16 protein-coding genes are annotated in these 23883 nt (G+C 46.8%); 10 read left to right on the forward strand and 6 right to left on the reverse strand.

Going from position 1 to position 23883, the window contains the following annotated elements; genetic code table 11:
• Window positions 1-10: 10 nt before the first annotated feature.
• Together IDJ77_RS01000 and IDJ77_RS01005 are read right to left on the reverse strand one after the other, a co-directional pair.
• Window positions 11-1243, reverse strand: a complete 1233-nt coding sequence (locus IDJ77_RS01000) for an enolase C-terminal domain-like protein (RefSeq protein WP_191187058.1) — start codon at window positions 1241-1243, stop codon at window positions 11-13.
• Entirely contained in the window at window positions 1240-2073 is an 834-nt protein-coding gene (locus tag IDJ77_RS01005) for an SDR family NAD(P)-dependent oxidoreductase (protein ID WP_191187059.1), read from the reverse strand. Before IDJ77_RS01005 ends, IDJ77_RS01000 begins: the two co-directional genes overlap by 4 nt.
• Window positions 2074-2431: 358 nt before the next feature.
• Here IDJ77_RS01005 and IDJ77_RS01010 point away from each other — a divergent pair, with 358 nt between their 5' ends.
• The 10 genes from IDJ77_RS01010 to IDJ77_RS01055 all read left to right on the forward strand — a co-directional run bounded on the left by IDJ77_RS01010 (window position 2432) and on the right by IDJ77_RS01055 (window position 15597).
• Entirely contained in the window at window positions 2432-3340 is a 909-nt protein-coding gene (locus IDJ77_RS01010) for an AraC family transcriptional regulator (RefSeq protein WP_191187060.1), read from the forward strand.
• 16 nt (window positions 3341-3356) lie between these two features.
• On the forward strand, window positions 3357-3929 hold the full coding sequence (locus IDJ77_RS01015) for a hypothetical protein (RefSeq protein WP_191187061.1): 573 nt from the start codon (window positions 3357-3359) through the stop codon (window positions 3927-3929).
• 470 nt (window positions 3930-4399) lie between these two features.
• Complete coding sequence (locus IDJ77_RS01020; RefSeq protein WP_191187062.1) at window positions 4400-7519, forward strand: SusC/RagA family TonB-linked outer membrane protein; 3120 nt, start codon at window positions 4400-4402, stop codon at window positions 7517-7519.
• 11 nt (window positions 7520-7530) lie between these two features.
• Complete coding sequence (locus IDJ77_RS01025; protein ID WP_191187063.1) at window positions 7531-9360, forward strand: RagB/SusD family nutrient uptake outer membrane protein; 1830 nt, start codon at window positions 7531-7533, stop codon at window positions 9358-9360.
• 18 nt (window positions 9361-9378) lie between these two features.
• A complete protein-coding gene (locus IDJ77_RS01030; protein ID WP_191187064.1) occupies window positions 9379-10092 on the forward strand; it encodes a DUF3823 domain-containing protein in 714 nt (237 codons plus the stop codon).
• 18 nt (window positions 10093-10110) lie between these two features.
• On the forward strand, window positions 10111-11250 hold the full coding sequence (locus tag IDJ77_RS01035; protein ID WP_191187065.1) for a hypothetical protein: 1140 nt from the start codon (window positions 10111-10113) through the stop codon (window positions 11248-11250).
• A 123-nt stretch (window positions 11251-11373) separates the two neighbouring features.
• On the forward strand, window positions 11374-12387 hold the full coding sequence (locus IDJ77_RS01040; protein WP_191187066.1) for a family 43 glycosylhydrolase: 1014 nt from the start codon (window positions 11374-11376) through the stop codon (window positions 12385-12387).
• Between the two features lie 10 nt (window positions 12388-12397).
• Window positions 12398-13402 carry a family 43 glycosylhydrolase gene (locus IDJ77_RS01045; protein WP_191187067.1) on the forward strand — a complete coding sequence of 335 codons (1005 nt, stop codon included), beginning with the start codon at window positions 12398-12400 and terminating at the stop codon, window positions 13400-13402.
• A gap of 6 nt (window positions 13403-13408) precedes the next feature.
• Window positions 13409-14275, forward strand: a complete 867-nt coding sequence (locus IDJ77_RS01050) for a 3-keto-disaccharide hydrolase (RefSeq protein WP_191187068.1) — start codon at window positions 13409-13411, stop codon at window positions 14273-14275.
• 44 nt (window positions 14276-14319) lie between these two features.
• Window positions 14320-15597, forward strand: a complete 1278-nt coding sequence (locus IDJ77_RS01055; RefSeq protein WP_191187069.1) for a glycoside hydrolase family 71/99-like protein — start codon at window positions 14320-14322, stop codon at window positions 15595-15597.
• Between the two features lie 205 nt (window positions 15598-15802).
• Here IDJ77_RS01055 and IDJ77_RS01060 read toward each other — a convergent pair whose 3' ends face one another.
• The 4 genes from IDJ77_RS01060 to IDJ77_RS01075 form a co-directional block, all read right to left on the reverse strand.
• Window positions 15803-17068: a glycoside hydrolase family 71/99-like protein gene (locus tag IDJ77_RS01060; RefSeq protein ID WP_191187070.1), complete on the reverse strand. Its 1266-nt coding sequence runs from the start codon at window positions 17066-17068 to the stop codon at window positions 15803-15805.
• 174 nt (window positions 17069-17242) lie between these two features.
• Window positions 17243-19489 (reverse strand): GH92 family glycosyl hydrolase, encoded by a 2247-nt coding sequence (locus IDJ77_RS01065; protein ID WP_191187071.1) that lies wholly within the window; start codon window positions 19487-19489, stop codon window positions 17243-17245.
• A 104-nt stretch (window positions 19490-19593) separates the two neighbouring features.
• Complete coding sequence (locus IDJ77_RS01070; RefSeq protein WP_191187072.1) at window positions 19594-22140, reverse strand: galactose oxidase; 2547 nt, start codon at window positions 22138-22140, stop codon at window positions 19594-19596.
• A 318-nt stretch (window positions 22141-22458) separates the two neighbouring features.
• Window positions 22459-23871 (reverse strand): hypothetical protein, encoded by a 1413-nt coding sequence (locus tag IDJ77_RS01075; protein WP_191187073.1) that lies wholly within the window; start codon window positions 23869-23871, stop codon window positions 22459-22461.
• Window positions 23872-23883: the final 12 nt, after the last annotated feature.

A 23883-nucleotide genomic window follows, 5' to 3' on the forward strand; every position in this document is an offset into this window, starting at 1 on the left:
CTACGTAAAATTAATCTTTTAAAACAAGCAGGTCGCAGCTGCTTCCGGGTACTTGCGGTGTTTTATAAACACCACCTATAATTTGCGCCGGGTTTACAAAGTGCTTTTGCAGGTGCGGGATATGCTCTAAAAACAAAGCCTCGTGCCCCATAGCAATATGGTTAAACAATACCAAATGCTGGTGCAGCTGCCCCATATCGCCCACGTGCGGTACTACAGGTACGCCAAACTTTTTACACAGCAGGCTTACAGTGATAAACTCGCTCACCCCACCTACCCGCACAGCATCTACCTGCATAAACGAGGAAGAGCCCGATTGCAGGTAATTTTTAAAGATGATCTTATTGGGCACATGCTCGCCCAGCGCCAATTTAACCGGGGCAATAGCTTTGGCCAGCGTGGCATGGGCATTTACATCATCAGGGTGCGTTGGCTCTTCTATCCAGTAGGGGTTAATGCTTTTTAGTTTGTTGCAGATCTCGATAGCCTGCGGCAGGTTCCATTGCTGGTTGGCATCCAGCATCACCTTTACATCGGGCCCGGCAACTTCGCGTACGATGTGTGCCCGGCGGATATCGCGCTCCGGGTCGGCAGAGCCCACTTTAAGTTTCATGGCGGTAAAGCCTTCGGCCAGGGCTTTTTTGCAGTTCTCGCGCACGAGTTCATCAGAATAATTAAACCAGCCGATAGAAGTATCGTAACCGGGATAGCCCTTTTCTAAAATTGGCATTCGTTCCGCCTTGGTGGGTTGCTGTGCTTTCAGTAATGCTAAAGCTTGTTCCGCAGTTAATTCATCTTCTAAATAAGATAGATCCAGGGTATTTACAATTTGCTCGGGCGATAGGTCTATCAGCAATTTCCAAAGCGGCACGCCGCGTTTTTTTGCCCACAGATCATAACAGGCATTGGTTACCGATGCCAGCGCCAAATGAACCACACCCTTATGCGGCCCCAGCCAGCGGAATTGCTGATCGTTGCTGAGCTGCTTAAACAGTTCGCCAAAATTGGCCATCACGTCTTCAATATCCTTACCCTGTAAAGTCTTGCCGTAATATTCGGCGGCTTTGCACACCAGGTCGTTACCCTCGCCCAGGGTAAAAGCAAAGCCGGTGCCAGTTAGGCCGCTGTCATCGTGCAGGCGGGTTACCGCGTAAGAGTACACCGGGTCGCGATGGATAGCGTCACTGCCGGCATTGCCTTCCAGCGGGAAACGTACATCATCAATAGTTATCTTCCTGATCATAGTTCCTTAGCTTTTGTATCAATAGGTAATACAACCCCGTCTTTTGCAGCTGACTTATCCATATGCCTGCGATAGCCCAGTTCCGCGCCGCCCGATACAGGCAGGATTGTGCCGGTAATAAACCGTGCCTGCTCTGATATTAAAAACAAACAGGCATCGGCCACTACATCGCCTTCGGGGCAATAACCCAGCGGGTGGATCTCATCTAAATAATGTTCGATATGCGCGGCATTTGGCTGCTGATTGCTCCAGCGGCGCAGCATGGGTGTCCAAACGCCGGCGGGGGCTACAGCGTTTACACGGATGCCGAAGGGTGCATAATCCAGCGCCATTGATTTGGTAAGTGCGTTAACCGCCCCTTTTGTAGCGGTGTAAGCAGCGTGCAGTTCCTGGCCAATATCGCCAACCAGGCTACCGGTGTTTAAAATAACGCCCTTGGTTTCTTTTAGCGCGGCTATGCCATATTTAGTGGTATGGTAAATGCCTTTTACATTTACATTGAAAACCTTGTCCCACTCCTCGTCCGTAGTATCGCATACGGTTTTTGAGGGGTTTGATACACCGGCGTTATTATGGATAACATCTATCCGGCCAAAGCGCACAGTGGTTTCTGCTATCGCCCGGTTTACATCTGCGGGTTTAGACACATCGGCCAGTATATAATGAATATCATCATTAAAAAACTGCATACGGCAATTCCGCAGGCTATCTTCCTTGTGCGTGATGATACTCACTTTTGCCCCCGCCTTATAATACGCTTTGGCACATTCGTAACCTATCCCTTCGGTACCGCCGGTTAAAAAAACAACCTTATCTTTTAGTAATTGCATACTGGTTTTGCATTTTTTATTTACAGTAATAACAATGTGGTATTACTGTACTTACTTGCTTTAATATTATATGTGTTGGTGTTTGGTATTTAACCGGTTTCATTACCCTCTAAAACACGGTGTTTTTTAGATAATGCTATAATTGGTTTTGTTAAATACAACAGCCAAATTTAACTGCCGGTTTAAAATCGTCTAATAGGTAATTCGGCTATTTTAATGGATAATTCGCCTGAATTATTTTGAAAGAATAATTTGCCGTAATGATGCGCTTTATCCAAATAAAATATAAATTAGCCCGCTATATTATAAACCATTGCCAACCTCTGATGGCATATACTATTAAACACCTTAATTAATAATGGGTAACTCTTTTAAACGTAAGGACGGCTTCGACGGGGAAAAACTGATCAGTATCCCGCAGAAGGTATTAACAGAATATGTTAAGCGATACCCGGCGCTTTTTAATATTTACATTACGCATATCGGTTACTTCCCAAAGGCATCGTACCATTATAAAGAGCGCCGCCGGGGCTGCGTGGATAATATCCTTATCTATTGCCTAAAAGGCAAAGGCTATTATGTTATTGATAAAAAGAAATTTGAGGTAACGCCTAACCAATTTTTCCTGCTGCCTGCTACCGAAGAATCCATGCGCTACTGGGCTGATGAGGAAGACCCCTGGACCATCTACTGGGTACATTTTACCGGTGATAATATCGAGAACTTCAACTCCTCGCTCAACCTTAATATTTTTAAGGGCCCCATAACGATCCCCTTTAATAATAAGGCGCTGGAGATATGGCAAAATATTTACCAGAACCTGGAAATGGGTTACAGCATAGAGAATTTGTGCAACGCCACGTTTTGCCTGTATAATTTGATAGCCACGTTTTTATTCCCCGATAAGCACATTGTAAGTGAGCAGGTGGAAAACGAGGACATTATTACTACCACCATTCTCAACATGAAGCAAAACATCGAGAAGAAAATGACCGTGGAGGATATGGCCGGGCAGCATAAATTATCCAGCTCGCATTTCAGCAGCTTGTTCCGTAAGGCAACCGGCATGCCGCCGATGGATTATTTTATCCACCTGAAAATGCAGAAGGCCTGCCAGTTTTTATACGCCAACGAAACCAAGATAAAAGCAATAGCGATGGACCTGGGGTACGACGACCCGTATTATTTTTCGCGCGTGTTTAAAAAATACATGGGCATGTCGCCCGAGCAATATAAACTGACGACGAATGTGAGGTCGACAGTGTAATATCTTGTAATCAATTATGACCGAAGAGATATTTAATAGATCGATTGAAACGCAGGAGTTGCAATTGGTTGGCCTGGAGAACAAATTGACGCACTACGGCATTGTGGCCTTTCTACTTATTATACCATTAGTATTGATGGTGCTTCATTCAATAGATTACTTCAATTCCGGGTCAACTGATTATAAAGATGGTGAGGTTTGGTTTCTATTTCTCCCCTCGGTTTTGGCTGTTATTTTCTATTTCATTCAAAAAAAACGGCTGAAATTCAAGATCGTTAAAACAAGTTTAAACGCAGAACAATTGAAGGGGATAATAAACGAGGTAGCTAAAGACTTAAAATGGGTGCGAATGTCGTCATCCACAAAAACATATATTGCAAAAACCCTTCCTGGCTTTTTCTCCGGAAGCTGGGGCGAACAAATAACCGTATTATTTTATAACGATACCGTGCTTATAAATAGCATATGCGATCCGGACAGGAGGCCATCCGTGGTTTCCATGGGAAGAAATCGCGAAAATGAGAACACCCTCGCAGATAAAATAAATGAAGCCAATAATAAATTAAAGCGCGCTCCCGATTTGCATTAATAAGCGATCATATTAAAATACATAACCTGCTGCCTGCCACCACCCACCTTTACGTACTCAGTACACTAAGCTACCTATTCCATAACCAGTAACCTGCCGTATCCTATGCTACTTATCTCCCCTTTATTACAGCCCGCTTTTTAAGCCGGTTTATTTTCGCCGCTTTCTGCAAAAAAAGTGCGCTTTCCCAAAAAAACATTTCAAAACACTATTAACCGGCGTTTTTACAGCTAAAATTAATCTATTATTTATTTTTTATTAATGAACGCCAGTTCTTTTGTAGCATAATATTAAACCAATTATCGCTCCTGTAAGCTCACCATTAGCAACAGGAGATGTATTAAACCAACCATACCAAACCATGAACAAAACTGATCTTAACCCCCCGTAAGTATGCCGCCGCACGCGCATTTATTACCCTAACCAGGTAAACCAACCAAAATTAATCCTAAACATTAACGAGAGACAATATGAAAAAATTTAAATACTTACTTATACTTTTCTTTCTTTTCCCGCTTAGTTTGTTAGCCCAGCAAACTGCCATCAGCGGAAAAGTAGTAGACTTTACGGATGGGTCCACACTTCCGGGGGTAAGTGTAAAAATAAAAGGCACCACCACCGGTATCATTACCGATCTGAACGGAAAGTTCACCCTAAACGCTTCGGCTACTGATGTACTGCAGCTATCCTTTATCGGTTATTTAACACAGGAAGTTAGCGTTGCCGCGCTTCGCAATAATAATACCGTTAGCCTGAAATCCTCCAACACCAACCTTAACGAGGTGGTGGTAGTAGGTTACGGCACACAAAAGCGCGAAACGGTAACCGGCTCGGTATCAACCTTAAAAAGCAAGGAAATTACCGTAACCAAAAACGAAAGTGTTGTAAACATGCTTACCGGTAAAATTCCCGGTTTGCGTATCGTTCAAAAAACTGCCGAACCGGGCGGTTACGAAAACACCTTTGATATACGCGGGTACAAAGCTGCCCCATTAGTGGTAATTGATGGTGTTCCCAGCGGTGGTTTCGAACGTATGGACCCCAACGAAATTGAGAGCATCTCGGTACTGAAGGATGCGGCTGCATCTATCTACGGTGTGCGAGCCGCGGGCGGTGTTATCCTCATCACAACTAAAAAAGGCGAAAGGAACGGGCAGTTTGATATCAACTACTCGGTTAACCAGGGCTACCAGCAATTTTTGGGCATGCCCGAGGGTGTAGACGCGGTTGATTACATGCTACTATCTAACGAGAAAACCAAACGCGATTTCGCCAACAACTTTATTGCCAACACCACCCCGGCATGGTCTTATGCCGATATAAAACCATGGATGGATGGCACCTACAAATCTGCCGACTGGATTGGCGCTGCCTTTAAAAAATCCTCTCCGCAGATTCAGCACAACTTAAACGTAAACGGTGGTACCGAAAAGATCAGCTATTTCTTTAACCTGGGTTACATGAAACAGGATGGTATTTTTAAAAGCGAAGACCTGGATTACGACCGGTTCAACTTCCGCTCAAACGTTACCGTTAACATCGCCAAGGGCCTTAGGGCGCAGGTATTGGTATCGGGTCTGATGGATCAGAAGAACCAGCCTTACCAAGATCTGTGGACCATTTTTAAATACACCTGGAACCAGATCCCCCGCGACCAGATCTATGCCAACAACAACCCGCTTTATCCAAACATTATGCCCGATAACGCCAACCCGGTTATTATTACCAATGGAGATATGGTAGGCGATAAAAAATTCAAGAACAAGAATTTTAATGGCCAGCTAAGTCTGCAGTACGATCTGCCATGGATAAAAGGCTTAAACGCAAGAGCCATGTACAACTACGGTTACGGCGCGGCCGATAATACCGAGCACCGCAGAGAGTATACCTTGTACTCTTACAAAGCCGACACCGACACTTACCTGCCATCGAAAGTGAACGGGCCAAGCCGTATTCGCCGCTCATATTACACTAACGATAATCAGCTTACACAGCTATCATTAAACTACAACAATACTTTCTTTAAAGACCACACCATTGCTGCTACCCTGGTTTACGAGCAAAGCCACGCCACTACCGATAACTTTTACGCCATGCGTAACATTGAGTTGCCGATAGATTATATTTTTGGCGGCTTAACTACCGACCAGGAAGGCTACATGGATGTTAACGGTCTATCAGAGATAGCTACCAAATCTGTCGTTGGTAAATTAAACTACAGTTACAAAAACAAATACCTGGCCGAATTTATTATCCGCCGTGATGGTTCTAACAAATACATGCCGGGGCCCGATCAGTGGGGTAATTTCCCCGCAGTATCTGTGGGCTGGAGAATTACACAGGAGCCATTCTTCCGCAAGCTGATCTCGGACCGGGTGTTAACCGATTTGAAACTACGTGCATCATACGGCGAATCGGGCGATGAGCAGGGGCGCGCTTTTAACTACATCAGTGGTTTTAACTACCCAACTGCCGGTTATATCTTTGGTGCAGGCTATGTAAATGGCTCCACCGTACGTGTGGGTAACCCTGGCCTGAGCTGGGCAACTGCCTACACCAAAAACATCGCTGTTGATTTCTCTTTATGGGGAGGAAAAGTAGATGGTACAGCGGAGATCTTCCGTAAAGAAAGAAAAGGCCTTGCAGGCACAACAGGTGCAACTGTGCCGGGTACCGTTGGCGCGGCATTGCCGGATGTTAACATCAACGGCGACCGCACCGAAGGTTTAGACTTCATCATCACGCACCGCAACCGCATCGGCGACCTGGGCTACAGCGTGAGCGCCAACGTGGGTACCACCCGCACCATGACCCGCTACCTGGTAGAAGGCCGCCCGGGCAACGCTTACGAGCAATGGCGCAACGGCCAAACCAACCGCTACCAAAATATTTGGTGGGGTACAGATTATGCGGGCCAGTTTACCACTTACGACCAGATCTACAACTACGGCGTAAACACCGGCGGCGGCAACAACAATGTTGTACCCGGCGATTACTACTACAAAGACTGGAACGAAGATGGTGTTATTGACTCTAAAGATAACCACCCAATAGCTACCAGCGATATCCCGTTGATAAACTACGGTTTAACACTGGCCTTAAACTACAAAGGCTTTGATATGAACATGCTGCTGCAAGGCGCAACAGGCGTGTATGTACAATACTCGGAGCAATACGCCGAGCCATTGATGTACGGCCGTAGCGCTTTAACCCGCTTTTTAGATAGCTGGCACACTGTAAACCCAACCGATAACGTATTCGACCCAAGCACCCAATGGGTACCGGGCTTTTACCCTGCCATGGGCTCGCCGGTGGCACAGGGCACCAAGGCCATCCAAAATGGCAGCTACCTCAGGATTAAATCACTGGAGTTTGGCTATACCATACCCACCGCTACTTTAAAAAGGATAGGCGTAAAACGCTTTAGGGTTTATGTGAACAGCTACAACCTGGCCACATTTACCGGGCTGAAGAATTACGACCCTGAGCACCCGGGCGAAAGGCCGGGAGCCGGATTTGACCAGGCGCTGGGTGGTTACAAATACCCGATGAACAGAACTTTTAACCTGGGAGCTAACATTTCCTTTTAATCTTATTGAATATGAAAAGTATATACAAACTAATTATAGCAATATCAATAGGCGTGGCAGCAACAACAACCTCCTGCCAGAAGCTAAACATTGCGCCTACCAATATCATCACGCCTGATATTATCTTCAGCAGCGAGGCGGGCGTAAACTCCTACCTGGCAAACATTTACCGTTCGCTGCCTATCGAAGACTTTAAATACCGCCCCGATGGCGGCGACGGCGGCCGCGGCTTTAACCCCGATAACCCCTGGATGAATTTTTACCATGCAGGCGCTGTAACCGGCGAAATGGTTGGCCCCTTCGGAGGCATGGATATCGGCGGCGGCTTTGGTTATTGGCCATACGGCAGCATCAGGGATGTAAACTTCCTGATAGAGCAATTACCAAACTACAAAGCACAACTAACCGAAGCAAAGGTTAACGCTTTATTAGGCGAGGCCCACTTTTTACGTGCTTATTATTACTTCGCGTTAGCAAAACGTTATGGCGGCGTACCACTAATTACTACCGTACAGAACCCGGGCGCACCGCTTGAAGAACTGCAGGTACACCGCGACCGCGAAGACGCTACCTGGGATTTTATTGGCGATGAGCTGCAACTGGGCTACCAGCTAATGCCCGAAACCAGCCAGGCTGGCCGTGCTAACAAATACGTAGCCGCCGCTTACAAATCGCGCACCATGCTGTATGCCGGCTGCATAGCCAAATACGGTTCGGTAAATTTTGTTGATGGCGATGCCCGGTCGGGCGGTTTTGTAGGTATTGATGCCGGCAAAGCAAATGGCTACTTCACCAAGGCTTTTGATGCCGCAAAATTGGTTGAAGGCCACTACTCGCTTTACAACAAAAATGCCGATAAAGTACAAAACTATGTTGATGCTTTCCTGAAAAGCGATAGCCCGGAGAACATCTTCATCAAGCAGTACTCCATCAACTCTAATACCGCGCACAGCTGGGATGCGACTTACTCGCCACGTTATATGACGGCTAACGCCTTGTCAAGAGCCTACCCTACGCTCGATTTTGTGGAGCGCTTTACCCAGTTAGGCATCACTAACAGCGATGGCACGCCAAAACGCTTCACCAACCTTGCCGATATACAGGCAGGCCTGGAGCCAAGGCTGTTAGCTACTGTTTACTTTCCGGGTGCAACGCTTAGAGGCTTACAATTTGATACGCAACGCGGCCTTTATTCAAACTTCAGCGGTACCGCCGCTGCTGAGGTTGCCAAACAACCTGCCGCCCGCGCTTATAAAATATCGGGCGATGTGAACACTTTGTTCGAGGGCAGGCGCATCATTGGGTTCACCGGTATCAAAACAAGTGGCGATGAGTTAACCCGTACAGGTTTCTACGTTCGCAAGTATATTGATTATGCCAAGCCGATAAACACCGTTGACCTTTACCGCAGCGAGCAACCGTGGATAGACATGCGCTACGCCGAAGTGCTTTTAAACCGTGCAGAAGCAGCCTTTGAATTGGGCAACTCAGCTGATGCCTTAACCAGCATCAACCAGATCCGCAGCCGCGCCGGTGCAACCGCTTTGGGCGGCATTGATATGGCCAAGATCCGCAACGAACGCTGCATGGAACTTGCCTTTGAGAACCAGTATTACTGGGATTTGAAAAGGTGGAGAGTAGCTGATGTGGTTTTGGATAACGCCCGCTTTAAAGGCCTGATGCCATACTACGTCATCAACGAGAACAAATACATCTTCCTGTCGGAGCCTGAGACATTTGGCCGTAACTACAATTTCGAAAAGAAATATTATTACGAGCCAATACCCGGCGGTGAGCTTGGCAAAAACCCGAATTTGTATCCTAATAACCCCAATTATTAATCATCCAATTTTTAAGATATGAAACAATTGATTAGCAGAGTTTTGTTGGGCGTATGTGTACTGGCAGCCTCGGCATGTACAAAAATTGATAATTACGATGCGCCTGACGCTTCTTTTGAAGGCAGGCTGATAGATGCTACCACACACGCTAACTTCCTTACCTCGCAAAACAGCATACAGGTGCGGATGGAGCAGGTAAGCTGGAGCGCTACCCCTACCCCGCAGGAGATCCCGAGTAAGTTTGATGGTACGTTTAAAGACACCAAACTGTTTAAAGGCACCTACCGAATTATACCAAAAGGCGGCGCGTTCTGGCCGATATACGATTCGGTAAGGGTGGATATAACCAAAGGCAGCTCGCACGATTTTGAGCTAACCCCTTACATTACCATCAAAAACTTTACGCAAAGTTTAGTGGGCACCACCCTTACGTTAAAATTTGATATTGATGCCCCTATCCCGGCTGGCTTGCCTACCATTATTGATGCGCAGCCCTATGTAAACACCACCAAACTGGTTGGTGCCGGTGCCTCTATCCGCGATTATTCGGAAACCAAGGCGGTTGTTATCAACAAAGAATTTATTGATATGAGCATGGCGGATAAATCTATCACCCTCACCATTCCTAACCTCATCTCCGGCAGGAAATTCTTTGTGCGGGTTGGCGTGAGGCTGAACGACAGCTTCAAGAGCTCGAATTTCTCGGAGATAGTAGAAGTAGATGTTCCATAAACAAAAAACTTAAACCAAATGAAATTTTTAAAACCAATAATAGCCTGCACCGCCCTGATGATAGGGCTCACTGTGGGTAGCTGTAAAAAAGAAACTTATCCGTCGAGAGACAGGTCGGGCATTGTAGAACCGCCGCCTATCCCGCCGGTTGTGGAACCGGTGGACCCTACCCTGGTGGTATTTGATAACGCCGACGCACCGGAAGGCTGGCAAACCGTAGGTGACCCAAAAATTGAGAAGCTGAGTCCGAAGGAAGGCACGGGTTACTTAAAAAATGCCATCACTAATGGTAACGATTTTATGCAGTTCATTAAAAAACTGCCGGCTCCGTTAGATACCAAACTAACCGCGGGCAACGGCCAGTTCTCATTCTGGTGGTACATATCTGACGTATCATTACTAAAAGACGACGGACAGATAGAGATTACCAGCGGCGGCGATGCCGATAAAGAAGAATACGGCTGGAGCGTGGGCAAATTGCTGCCTACACTAGCCAATGGTTGGAACCTGATCAACCTGAACTTCAGGGATGCGGACCTGTCTGGTGTGCCAAACCCTGCTGCTGTTAATTACTTCCGTATCTTCTTCTTCACCAAAAATAAGGACCACGCAGACCTGGTTACCGGTGTAGACGATCTGAAATTCCGCGCCATCCCACCACCGCCGCCGGTGGTATTTGATGCTGTTGATGTAAAAGATGGCTGGGAAACCGTAGGTGAGGTTAAAATTGAGCCGCTGAGCCCTAAAGAAGGCACTGGGTACCTCAAAAACACCATCCCTAACGGTGGCGACTTTATGCAGTTCATCAAACAGCTACCCGCTCCGCTAAATACCACATTTACAGCAGCTAACGGCAGGTTCCACTTCTGGCTTTATATCTCTGATGTATCGTATCTTAAAAAGGATGGTTCTATCGAGATCACCAGCTCCGGAAAATCGGATGACCACGAAGATGCCTGGGATGTAACGCCGCTATTGGACGGCTTGAAAAATGGCTGGAACGAGATCAACCTCGACCTGGATAAGACCATTAAAACATCAGATGGCGGGGTAGATCTGACTAAGGTAGACCACTTCCGGATGTTCTTCTTTACCAACACAAAAGACCACCCGGATATTACGGTAGGTATTGATGACCTGAAGTTTATATCTAAATAATTTCGGGGTGAGTTAAATACGACGCAAGCATTTAAACAACCGTTCTAAACCTTCTTATCAATTTCAAAATTTCAACGGCTGAGGGAGCTTCTCTCTCAGCCGTTTTACAGAAACCGTATGATAATGAACAGCCATAAATTGCTAAAAACATCAAAAAAATTCACCTTAGCCGCGCTGGCCTTAAGCCTCAGCGTGCTATCAACTCAAACGGCATCGGCACAAAATAAACCTGCCGATACAACGCATGTGGGCAACCCTTTTGTTACCAATATGTACACCGCCGACCCATCTGCCCATGTTTGGAAGGATGGCAGGCTGTATGTATATCCTTCGCATGATATTTTCCCTGCACGTGGCTGCGACCTGATGGACCAGTACCATGTGTATTCTACCGATAATATGGTGCATTGGAAAGATCATGGCGAGATCCTGCGTGCATCAGATGTAGAATGGGGCCGCAAGGAAGGCGGCTTTATGTGGGCGCCCGATGCTGCTTACAAAAACGGCACGTACTATTTTTACTTCCCCCACCCAAGCGGCACCGAGTGGAATGCTACCTGGAAAATTGGCGTAGCTACCAGCAAAAGCCCTATAGGTCCTTTTAAATCTCAAGGTTACATTAAAGGCCTCGAATCGCTGATAGACCCCTGCGTTTTTGTGGACGATGACGGACAGGCTTACTTCTACTATGGCGGCGGCGGCACCAGCAAGGGTGGCAAGCTGAAAGCCAACATGATGGAAATTGACGGCGAACTGCAAAAAATGGAAGGCCTGGAAGATTTCCACGAAGCTACCTGGGTGCATAAAAAGGATGGTATTTATTACCTGTCGTACTCCGATAACCACGATGTAAACGGTAAGCACAACCAAATGCGCTATGCTACCAGCAAAAGCCCGCTTGGCCCCTGGACGTATAAGGGCATCTATATGGATCCTACCGACAGCTACACCAACCACGGCTCTATCGTAAAATTTAAAGGGCAATGGTACTCGTTTTACCATAACAGCGCTATCTCGGGCGAGGATTGGCTGCGTTCGATATGCGTGGATAAACTTTACTACAACACCGACGGCACCATCAAAAAAGTAGTACCAAGTGCTTACAAAAAAATAATAGTTGATGCCAAGGCCAACTAAAATAATAGCCATGAACAAAAAGCTCATCAAAGCACTGTTTTTAACTACCCTTGCGGTAAGTGGCTGCTCCAAAAAAGGGGCCGTTGATACTAAACCCGTAACCCCGCCTGTGGTTGTGGAAGATACCAAAGGCGATGGTTTTAAAAACCCGTTTGTTACCAGTATCTACACGGCAGACCCATCGGCGCATGTTTGGACCGATGGGCGTTTATATGTGTACCCATCCCACGATATTGCCCCGCCCCGCGGCTGCGACCTGATGGACCAGTACCATGTGTATTCAACCGCAGATATGCTTACCTGGCGCGATGAAGGCGAGATCTTCCGCGCAACTGATGCAGAATGGGGCCGCCCCGAAGGTGGTTTTATGTGGGCACCGGATGCAGCCTACAAAAACGGCAATTACTATTTCTACTACCCCCACCCAAGCGGCACCGAATGGAACACCACCTGGAAAATAGGCGTAGCCACCAGCAAAAGCCCGGCGAAAGATTTTAAATCGCAGGGTTATATTAAAGGGTTGGAATCGCTGATAGACCCTTGCGTTTTTGTGGACGATGACGGGCAGGCCTACTTCTATTACGGCGGAGGCAACATCTGCAAGGGTGGCAAGCTGAAGGATAACATGGTGGAAATAGATGGCGAAATGAAAACCATGCAGGGGCTGAACGATTTCCACGAAGCTACCTGGGTGCATAAAAAAGATGGTGTTTACTACCTCTCCTACGCCGATAACTTTAACGAGGCCGGCAAGCACAACCGCATGCGTTATGCCACCAGTACCAATCCCCTTGGCCCGTGGACCTATAAGGGCATTTATATCGACCCTACCGATAGCTTTACCAACCACGGCTCTATTGTAGAATTTAAGGGCCAGTGGTACGCGTTTTACCATAACAGTTCGCTCTCCGGTAACGACTGGCTGCGCTCCATCTGTGTAAATAAGCTTTATTACAATGCCGACGGCACCATTCGCAAGATTATTCAAACCAATTTATCGGGTGTAAAAAAATAATTTTTTATGAAATTTTATATCACGCTCTTAATCGTTATTTCACAGCTGGTAGCTCTCCCATGTTTTTCGCAAGAACTATCGGGCAAACCAACCCATCTTTTAACTAAAGATCTAAAATACTGGGACACTTTTTTAGGTGTGCCACATACCAGCTTAGCTTTAAAGGATTACCCGATGGGTGATGGCATGAACGGAACGCCCATAGGTTTAAATAAGGACCCGCTTCATGTGTTTTCGGTAGAAATGATTGGCGGGCAACCGGTATTGCATATAAGCGGGCAAATGTATGGCGGCCTAAGCACCAAACAGGAGTTTGAAAACTACCACCTGAAAGTTGAATTTAAATGGGGCGATAACAAATATGAACCCCGGTTGAAGGACAAACGCGATAACGGAATTATTTACCATGCTACCGGCCCGCACGCCCAATTCTGGAACGTTTGGATGCGAGGGCACGAATTCCAGGTGCAGGAAGGTGATATGGGCGACTACTACTCCTTATCCGGCGTTGGGATGGATATTAACACGGCCATAAAACCCAATCCGGAGAAAAAGGAGTGGATTTATGATCCGGCCGGCCCATTGGTACAATTTACATCAGACCGTACACCCGCAAGCACCTGTTTGCACAGAGGCAATTACGAAAAGCCAAACGGCGAATGGAATACCCTGGAGCTATATTGCTACGGCGATAAAAGCATCCACGTAGTTAACGGGCATGTGGTTATGGCACTTCAAAACTCGCGCTTATCCCCTAAAGAAGGTACCGAAACAGGTTTTTCAAAGGGCAAAATACAAATACAGTCAGAAGCCGCAGAGGCGTACTATCGTAACATTACTATAACCAGGTTAAATAGCCTGCCTTCACTTTAAACCTATTTAAATAACCAAACATCAACCAAAATACATAAACGAACATGAGAATAAACACATTAAATACCCTAATACTTGCCGGGCTATTAGCCGCAGCAACTGGCTGCTCTAAAAGCGGCACTCCTGTTATCCCACCGGTAACCCCGCCAAAAGATACTACCAAAATAGATATCACACCCTCGCCTCCGGGCGATGTGGTAGGTAAAGTAATTGTTGGCTACCAGGGCTGGTTTGCCGCTATAGGCGATGGATCGCCCATTAACCGGTACTGGCACTGGAGCAACACCTGGGAGCAGAAGCCTTCGCCAACCAACAATGCCATCAAATCGTGGCCTGATGTGCGCGATTATACCAGTACCTTCCCTACCAGCTATGCCAATTTAGGCAACGGGCAGCCGGCAACACTATTCTCTTCGTTTACCGATCAAACCATCAACATCCAGTTTAAATGGATGAAGGATTACGGTATAGACGGTGCCGCATTGCAGCGTTTTAACCCAAGCGGGCTGGAAGGCCCCATCCGCGATGCTATGGCGGCCAAAACCAAAATTGCCGCAGAGGCAAATGGTGTAAAGTTTTACATTATGTATGATGTAAGCGGCTGGACCAATATGCAGGCCGAACTAAAAACCGACTGGACCAACAAAATGTCTACCTACACCTCCTCGCCCATGTATGCCAAACAGAACGGCAAACCAGTGGTATGTATCTGGGGCTTTGGCTTTAACGATAGTAACCACAACTTTACCACCACCCAATGTCTCGAGGTGATCAAATGGTTCAAGGATAAGGGCTGCTATGTAATTGGCGGCGTACCAACCAACTGGCTCAAACAAACCAGCGATTCGCGCAGCGGCTTCCTCAGCGTTTATAAGCAATTTGATATGCTGTCGCCCTGGATGGTTGGGCGTATTGGTAACGCCAACCAGTCGGATGGCTTCTTTACCACCCTCAATAAACCCGACCAGGCTTACTGCAATGCTAACGGCATCGATTACCAGCCATGCGTAATGCCAGGCGATCTGCAGGAACGCCATCGCGCGCACGGCGATTTTATGTGGAGACAGTTTTACAACATGACCCGCGTGGGCGCACAGGGCATCTATATCTCTATGTATGATGAGTATAACGAGGGTAACCAGATAGCTAAGACTGCCGAAACACAGGCATTTATACCTGCAGGATCTGGCATACTGGCGCTGGATGAAGATGGCACCCCCTGCTCTTCCGACTATTACCTGCGCCTTACCGGCGATGGCGCTAAAATGTTTAAGAAAATAACGCCGCTAACGGCAACCCGCCCAACTAAACCGGTGGAATAAAAACTTCTGTATTTTTACTTGGTTATCAATTGGAAAGGGGGTTAAGCTGACAGGCTTGCCCCCTTATTTTTTTGTAAAGCTTTTTATTCCCAATCGTCCTTGCGAGGGAAGCGCAGCGACGAAGCAATCCTCGGGAAGCAAAGCGGATTTGCACGCCGATGATTGCCGCGCTATCGCTCGCAAGGACGATTAGGTAATAGAGGCTTCATTTCTTCACAGGTGGCGGCACACTGTCGCGCATTGGCAGTTCTTTTCTGAGCACCTTGGCTGCGTAGCCGGTTAAGTACAGATAATAATCGTTCGGTATATCATCCTCCACGGTAACAAAGCTACTAAGCCCTACCGGTGGATTTTTCGACGATTTCAGTATCGCCGTACCTTCGTCCACCTCATCAAACATGGCTACGTATAACATGCCTGCGCCAGCTTTAATGGCACCATTTACCTGCTTCCAGTAAAACTTGCCGCGGTTGCGGAGTATCTGGTTCTGCGGTGCGCGGGGGTTCATGTTATGCCAGCTAAAACCCGGGAATATGGTAGGCACGTACTCCACCTTATTGGCATTGCACCAATCAATATCATCGGCTATCCGTGTGGCAAATTTGGGATAAGTACCTTCGTTAAAGCGCCCTACGAACCAGGGGTGCACAATATCTACCTTACGCAGCAGATCGTGCAGGTGCTGGTCTTTTTCGGTATCGCTGCCGTAATCGCGCCAAAAGGTAGGTACGCCGAGCAGTACGGTGCACCCGCCGTAAACAGGGTCGTTTTTCAAAAAATCTATTATTCTTTCGGCTTCTGCCAAGCCGTACCGCCTCTTATCGTTAAAGCCCACTCCCCATACCGCCACCAGCGGCTTACCCCGGTGATACAGCCAGGTTTGTTTGCTACCGCGATTGGTAAGCTTCAGGCTATCCACCAGGTGCTTCCAGTCTTTTATTAGTAAGGAATCGCCACCAGCCCGCATGCCCGAAAGATCATACATCACCGAGATGGCACGATGATATTTTTCGGAATACTTCAGCGCATTGCCCAGTACCAAATCGTTATGGTTACGGCTGGCCGGTTTTTGTACATCGCTAATAAAACGCTGAACGAATACACCATCAACACCGTATTGCTGCATCCATTTAAAATGGGTTTCAGTAGAGGAGGCATCATACGAACTGTACAGGTAAGCATCGCTCCCATCCGCCAGCTTAAAGGGCGATTTGTATGTTTTTTTATATTCGCTTACATCCGGCCAAACGTCAATATTGGTACTGCCCGGCTCAAATTTGCCATGCGAGAGGTAGTGGTTCCAACCCCGGCCCGCGCCATCACCCGGCGCGTTGAACCAGCCCTGGTAACCCGCCATCACCAAACCCCTATAGCTTTTAAAAGCCGATGTTTTGCCGTGTTTGGTTTGGGCGAACGCGCCGATCCCCGTTAGGATCAATAAAACGGCAATCAAACTTCTTCTTATCTTCATCAATATTGAATTAAAAAAACAGCCCGTCATGCCGAACTTGTTTCGGCACCCCATTTGCAAAGTATGCAGTTGCAAAGCGGCTAAGCATGCGGGCTACTTGTCCTGTGGGGTCCTGAAACAAGTTCAGGTGACGCTTTGGTTAAAGCAAACTGCCCACTGCAAACTGCTTACTCCCTATATCCCCCAATCCTTATTCGGTTTCGGCCCCATCTCCAGTTCCAAAGTCCCGCCGGCCATTAGTTGTTCGTGGGTAAACCAGGGTTTATTAAGTACCTCGCCGTTGAATTTGGCGCTTTGGATGTACTTGTTTATTACCGAGCAATTATTGGCTTTCATGTTAAACTGCTTGCCGTTTTGCAGATTGATGGTAACCTTGCTAAACACCGGGCTGCCGATGGTGTAAACCGGCTTACCGGGCGTAATAGGATAAAAACCCATTGACGAGAACACCACGAAGGCCGACATGCCGCCGCCATCCTCATCGCCGGGGATGCCGAAGATGTTATCCTTGTACCAAACATCCAGCAAAAAGCGGATGCGTTTTTGGGTTTTCCATGGCGCGCCCACGTAGTTATACAGGTACGGGATATGGAAACTCGGCTCGTTACCCATAGAATACTGCCCAACCAAACCCGTAGCATCCGGGAATTTTGCCCAGAACTCGTATTTGCTTCTTTCGAGCCCTTCCCGGAAGGTTTGATCGAGCCTGGCCTGGAACTTGTCCTTGCCGCCCATCAGGCCCGCCAGCCCGTCTATATCGTGCTGCACCTGCCACTGGTAGGTCCACCCATTGTTTTCGTCGTAGAACTCGCGGCCGCCCATGCCGCCATCAAATTTGGGGTCGATACTAATAAAGTTGCCATCGCCATCTTTAGGAAGGAACATTTTTTTATCGTCGTTCCACAAGTTTTTATAGTTATTTGCGCGTTTGGCAAAGGTTACCGCATCGGTTGGTTTATTTAAATCGGCAGCAAACTGGCCAACGGCCCAATCATCATACGCGCCGCCCAGTGTTACGGCAACGGCCTGCCTTTTCTCAAAGGAATGCACCAGTGCTACGGTTTCTTTTTCACCTTTTTTTAATGCAGGGAAGTATCCTTTGGTTAAATAAACATCATCCAAAATACTTTTGGGGCCGTTTTCCCAGGGGAGCATAGTGGCTTCGTTGGCGTTCTTTAATACACCCTCGTAGGCTTTCTCCACATCAAAGCCGCGGATACCCTTGCGGTAAGCATCCAAAAACATCACGGTGGAGTGGAAACCGTTCATACAAGGGTTATCGCCAAACAACACCGGGAAGGTGGGCATCCAGCCGCTTTGCTGGTACATATTTACGTATGAGTTCAGCATATCCGATTCCATCGTCGGGTTCAAAATCGTTCGCAGTGGGTGCAGCGCCAGGTAGGTATCCCAAACCCAATCGTCCACAAAAAATGGGCGGTTGCTGTCGTGTACTTTTTTATCATACCCGCTGTAGTAATGGCCGTCCTCGTTAATATCTACCATTCGCTCGTTGCTGCGGTAAAGCGCCGTGTAAAACGACCGGCGCTGGGCTTCGGTGCCGCCTTCTACCTGGATCTGGTTAACCACCTTTGCCCACGCCGCTTTACCGCTTTGTACCAAAGCATCAAATTCAACGCCGGTAAATTCGTCCTTAAAGTTTTGCCTGGCCTGTTGGGCGCTCACGTAGGATATGGCATATTTAAATTCTATCACATCCGGCACAGCCGAAGAAAAAGTAATGAACGATTTAAGCCCTTTACCCTCTGCCGAGGTTTTTTTAGATAAGGCCTGGTTCTGCACGTTGCCTGCGGTACCTTTTGCGTTAAATTGCCCGTACAGGTAAACTTTTATATCGCCATGGTAGGTTTCCATGCCGCTCACCTCGTTGCCGCCGGTAAATACCCATGCCGAGCCGCCGTCGTTATACACATCAAACAGCAGGCTTTTGCTCTCGCTTTTTGCCAGGAAGGAGAATTTAAAGATCCCCACTTTTTTGCCGGGCGTAAATTCAACAGTAATGCCTTTATCTATCAAGAATGTGGAGTAATACCAGGGATGGATCACTTCCAGGTCGTGGTCATAAGGCATTTTTTGCTCCCATGACGCAAGGGTTACGGGTTCGTTATAAGGTTTGATAGCGAATACCTCACCAAGACGGTGTGATACCATATTGAGGGGGAAACTGCTGATCTGGTCGTCGATGTAATCGGCCCGTTTGGGGTACATCCTTATCATTTGGTTGGGCTGGTGCATGGTGGGCCGTGTGGGCTCCAAAAGCTGCCCAACGCTGCCAATACGCGGATCGATGTAGTTTAAGGCTTCATCGCCGGTTTGCGCAAAGCCATGGCGCGCCGACGAAATACTAAATAAGGCACATAAAAATACCGCCCTTAATAACCGGGAAAAAGTGATGACCATTTGATGTAATTTATAACAGGTTTATAAACACCAAATTTGCCGGAAAGGCTTAATGAATTATTAATATTTGATTAATTGCGCCAGAAAACCGCGTTGTAACGCATTTATTCAAGAATTGAATGAAAATCGCGTTCAAAATCTTCGCCGTAGATGGCTTTGTACTCCTTGTTAAAATTCTCGAAAGCGTTTTTCGCCAGCGAGTGTTTGCCCAGGTGCACCAGCGCTTTGCACTTTAGTATCATAGCCTCCTCGTTCACCGGGTCGAAATAGAAGATATCGTTGGCCAGCTTGATCAGAAACTCGGGGTCATCGGCAATTTGGGTGCTGTTGGCATACTGGAGGTAGGAGTCGATGATCTCGTTAGATACTTCGGATTTAAAGGCGTCCAACCATTCGTACTCGATGTTTGATAAAAAATTGCCCCGCTGGGTGATGTGCGTCAACTGCAGCACTTTCTGCTTGTTCAGCTTATTTTTGTTGGATACGATGTTGAGATAGTTATGGTAATCTACCGAGATGGCGCTGTAATCAATTTCTATCTTCCAGTAGCCGGTATCTTTGGATAAATGGCAGTTGCCCATCTGTTCCAGCAGCGATTTTAGCTTCGCGATGTTTACTGAACGGTTATTGCGTGCGCTTTTTTCCGATTTATCAAACCAAAGGATCTCGTTCAATTTTTCCGAACTTACGCCCCTATCCAGCTTAATGGAGTATAAAACGATCACCAGAAACAGTTCCTTCAGCAGCGGCGTAAAGTATTTGGTTATCTCGTTACCATCGGGAGTGAATAATTGCAAGTCGCCAAATAAAAATATGGCGTTTTTATTATTGCCATTGCGGTTATGGTCGTCTTCAGCAAGCGCTTCGGGCCCGGTTTGCAAGATCGCAACGGGGGTGGTTTCTTCCGAAGGTTTTATCACATCAAGCGGCGTAACGGCGCGTTTTTTACGCAGGTAAACCGCCGCAACCGACGCCAACGCGAGTGTTACGGCTATCCAAACCCATAAACTGGTGTGCATTGCTTCTGCCCCGTCGGCCGTAAGGGGTTCGGGCGGGCTTAAAAGCGAATAGATCTTGATGCGCGTTTGATCGTTCTCCTTAAAAAGCGTAACTGTTAAAAACTGGCTGCTTTGCGGAAAGTAGCTGATATCGGCGTAGGAATGAATATCATGGAAGCGATAAGGGATGGTATCGCCCACTAAGGTATATGCTGGCTTGTCCAATGATCCGTGGACGAGCTGCAGACTGGAATTGAACTTGTGCTGCGGAAATATCAGCCCGTAAAACGACCGCTCTTTTGAGTTGATCACCAACGAATTGGCGAATGCGAAATCTTCTTTTTTCACATCGATGGTGAACAGCTTTTTAAACGACTGATCTTTAACCGAATACCGCATCATATCGTAAATATTCCGCGGATTTACAATCTGCTGGCCCGATGCGCTGCCGTAGCCGCCAATTACGTAGGCGGTATCGCCGGTGGCGTTGGTACCCAGCCCGGCCAGGTAGCGCGGGGTAAATACATCACCCCTGGTTTTTACCTGCTGCCAGCTGTTGCTTACAAAATCGTAGCGTTTTACGCTATCTTTATACACCAGCTGGCCATAGCCGCCTATGGTATAAATGCTGCTATCAGCCTTGTTGTAAAATTTATTGAGGTGCCCGTTGTTGGTAGCTATATTGGTGAAACCCTTATCCCAGCGCTGGGTTGCGGGGTCGTAGGTGCCCAGGCTCATTTGGTCTACATACAGGTAATAGATCTTGCCGTTTACAAATATGGTCTGACCGCCGGGTACCAGTAATTGCCTGCCCGATGCATAGGCTATAGTTTTTACCTGCGGCACCTTGTTTACCGAATAAGTAAGCAGCGAATCGGGCGTGATGATGTAAACCACCTCGTTTGCCGTATCAAAAGCCACGGTCGCATCTCCCGGCAGTGTTATTTCCTTATCCAACGCCCAGTTGCGGTGGCGCGCTTTTACCCAAAGCGGGTTGGTTACCGTACCGTTGTTTTGGTTCACGATTTCGTTGGCTACGTTGCCCTGCCACTCGTTCAGTGGCCAGTTGCAGATCAGTTTATCCTCTTGTATAACTTTAACGTCGCGCAGTTTTATAGGCGGCAGATCGGTGGTTTGATACTGGCGGTACGCGTTGGCGCCAAACAACAGTTTGTAGCTTTTTGCCCGCTGCAGGTGTACGCCCGCTTCGGTGTAGCTTTCTTTGCCCGATATAATGGTTATTTTATCGTTCTTATAATCTACCAGCAGGCGCAGCTTGTTCCATTGCCCAAAAAGCAGTTTATCATCAATATTGAAGGAAATTTTGGAGAGGCGCTCGCCCACAATTATTTTAAAGTGACAGGTGTTGGCCTGGTTATCATACACGAGGTCGATATTTTGCTTATCGTCGCCAACAAGGCGCATAATGTAGCCAAAATAGATGGCCCGGTTGGGGATAAAGGAGATATCAAACGATACCTGGAGGTTATCTTTCTGAGAAACATTATCGAGGCCGAGATCTAAGGTAGTGCGTTTATCCTGAACCACCTCATGGCTATTAAACGCAAGCCCATACGATTGCGCATTAGCTGGCAATACAAACAGGATATTTAATAAAATAACCGCGGCTAATCCCGATAAAAAAAGTCTCATTTTGATAAGTACACGTTAAGCATTGCAACTTAAGTACCCTGTAGTATAGTTTATAATGGCCAGCCTAAAAAACGTATTGGCGCTTTCGCGGCAAGGGATGGCTAAAATACAATAAAAACGGTTCACATCAAGGCCAATATACCATATTAGCTAAGAGCCGGGCGGTATAACGCACAAAGCAATTGATATGAATTTACCAATTATTAATACAATTTTACCATGGCTTTTTTGCGGATTAAACCCGGCGCTAAGCAAAAAAAGGCCCCACATCTGTGGGGCCTTGCCAAAATTGACCATCTCTCTCTGTGCAGATCAACGTCAGGGTTTATCAAGGTTATAGGTAAAGTCAAAAAAACCAAGTACATTGCCGTCTTTAGGGTCCCACTTCAGATCGAACTTAAGCCATGGCGTAGAGGGCAGGCGGGCACGAAAATACGCGTCGAAATAAAATTTTGATCTGCTGGTACCGCTCACATAACCGCTTGTTGCGCTGTTGAGTTCCAACGCTCCATTCAGTTCCATCACCGATACCTTTTTTTGCATGGCCAGCACCTGGTTATACCCCACCTGCAGCGAAACAATATTGCGCTTAAAATTGCGAAGCTTTCCTGTAGGATCGTTACTGTTTAATGTATCAGTAAGCGACGCCTTTATTTGCCCGGTTTTTAAAGTGGTTAAATTGCCTGTGCCATACAAAAAGTTGATACTGCCTACATGGCTGCTTAACAGGGTACCTTTACCGTAGGAATATAAATAGCCTGCGGTTAACAGTGGCTGCCGCCCTACAAACTTAACCATCGATTCGTAATCTTTAACTACGCTTTTGTTTAGTTCGGTAAGAGTTTTTGCTCCTAATTTTAAAGTATCTTTGAAATAGGCATTTTGAGCGACCTCCTGATTGATAAATGCAACCAGGTCTGCGGTTTGCTCAGGCGTTACATAATTGTCATACTTTAATGGCGTTTTACCGAGGCCAACGATGTAAGCATTTAATGGCACTGTCAATATCTCTACCACTACGTAATCTGCAAAACCCCGGATAGCTTGCGTCATAGCCGAACCAAGTGGCTTTTTATCGGCGAGATCACTTTTAAACTGGTTTTCAAGCGTGGCCACTATTGCATCATCGGATGAAGTGTGCTGAAGCATACCAGGTAACGCTGCATCAAGCTTGTTTTTAAAATCGGTAACAGGCTGGCCGTTTTGGTAAAGTGTAGCTACCCAGGTGGTAATTTTATCTACAAGTTGTACAGTTACCACCGGTTTGGCATGATCAACTGCGGCCAGCAAAATAATCATCTCATGGTGGAATGGCTTTGAATATACTTCGTCATAAGTGTATTTGGATCCATCACGTCGGTCAAGAAAATTATAATTAACCCCAAACTGAAACGAGTTAAAATTATTGTTTTTGTCTACACCAACCGATGTAATAAATTCACCATTACGCTGCCGCCAGGTTTTTAGAAAATTATCATTGTTGTATTTTTGTACTGAATCCATCCGGTTAAGTGCGAACCAATTCAGTTTTAGCTGTAGGGATGAATTTGTGGTAGTTATGTTTTTGGCAGCGACCTGCAAATAGTTCGTTAAAATATCCTGTAGAGTGCCGGTATTAAAACGGTATCCATCTTGCTGGCCCTTAATAAATTCTTCTTTGGAGATTTGCGCGGTCACCGTCTTTAGCAACAAGAGGCAAATAAGGGTAAGGTATAAATTTTTCTTTTTCATGATTTTTAATTG

Origin of the sequence: Mucilaginibacter pankratovii (assembly GCF_014773265.1) — a bacterium.
Classification (GTDB): Bacteria; Bacteroidota; Bacteroidia; order Sphingobacteriales; family Sphingobacteriaceae; genus Mucilaginibacter; species Mucilaginibacter pankratovii.

What these genes read in the sequence shown, in the direction of transcription:
- IDJ77_RS01000 (WP_191187058.1), bottom strand. Translation starts at nt 1,243, where the DNA reads ATGATCAGGAAGATAACTATTGATGATGTACGTTTCCCGCTGGAAGGC.
- IDJ77_RS01005 (WP_191187059.1), bottom strand. Translation starts at nt 2,073, where the DNA reads ATGCAATTACTAAAAGATAAGGTTGTTTTTTTAACCGGCGGTACCGAA.
- IDJ77_RS01010 (WP_191187060.1), top strand. Translation starts at nt 2,432, where the DNA reads ATGGGTAACTCTTTTAAACGTAAGGACGGCTTCGACGGGGAAAAACTG.
- IDJ77_RS01015 (WP_191187061.1), top strand. Translation starts at nt 3,357, where the DNA reads ATGACCGAAGAGATATTTAATAGATCGATTGAAACGCAGGAGTTGCAA.
- IDJ77_RS01020 (WP_191187062.1), top strand. Translation starts at nt 4,400, where the DNA reads ATGAAAAAATTTAAATACTTACTTATACTTTTCTTTCTTTTCCCGCTT.
- IDJ77_RS01025 (WP_191187063.1), top strand. Translation starts at nt 7,531, where the DNA reads ATGAAAAGTATATACAAACTAATTATAGCAATATCAATAGGCGTGGCA.
- IDJ77_RS01030 (WP_191187064.1), top strand. Translation starts at nt 9,379, where the DNA reads ATGAAACAATTGATTAGCAGAGTTTTGTTGGGCGTATGTGTACTGGCA.
- IDJ77_RS01035 (WP_191187065.1), top strand. Translation starts at nt 10,111, where the DNA reads ATGAAATTTTTAAAACCAATAATAGCCTGCACCGCCCTGATGATAGGG.
- IDJ77_RS01040 (WP_191187066.1), top strand. Translation starts at nt 11,374, where the DNA reads ATGAACAGCCATAAATTGCTAAAAACATCAAAAAAATTCACCTTAGCC.
- IDJ77_RS01045 (WP_191187067.1), top strand. Translation starts at nt 12,398, where the DNA reads ATGAACAAAAAGCTCATCAAAGCACTGTTTTTAACTACCCTTGCGGTA.
- IDJ77_RS01050 (WP_191187068.1), top strand. Translation starts at nt 13,409, where the DNA reads ATGAAATTTTATATCACGCTCTTAATCGTTATTTCACAGCTGGTAGCT.
- IDJ77_RS01055 (WP_191187069.1), top strand. Translation starts at nt 14,320, where the DNA reads ATGAGAATAAACACATTAAATACCCTAATACTTGCCGGGCTATTAGCC.
- IDJ77_RS01060 (WP_191187070.1), bottom strand. Translation starts at nt 17,068, where the DNA reads ATGAAGATAAGAAGAAGTTTGATTGCCGTTTTATTGATCCTAACGGGG.
- IDJ77_RS01065 (WP_191187071.1), bottom strand. Translation starts at nt 19,489, where the DNA reads ATGGTCATCACTTTTTCCCGGTTATTAAGGGCGGTATTTTTATGTGCC.
- IDJ77_RS01070 (WP_191187072.1), bottom strand. Translation starts at nt 22,140, where the DNA reads ATGAGACTTTTTTTATCGGGATTAGCCGCGGTTATTTTATTAAATATC.
- IDJ77_RS01075 (WP_191187073.1), bottom strand. Translation starts at nt 23,871, where the DNA reads ATGAAAAAGAAAAATTTATACCTTACCCTTATTTGCCTCTTGTTGCTA.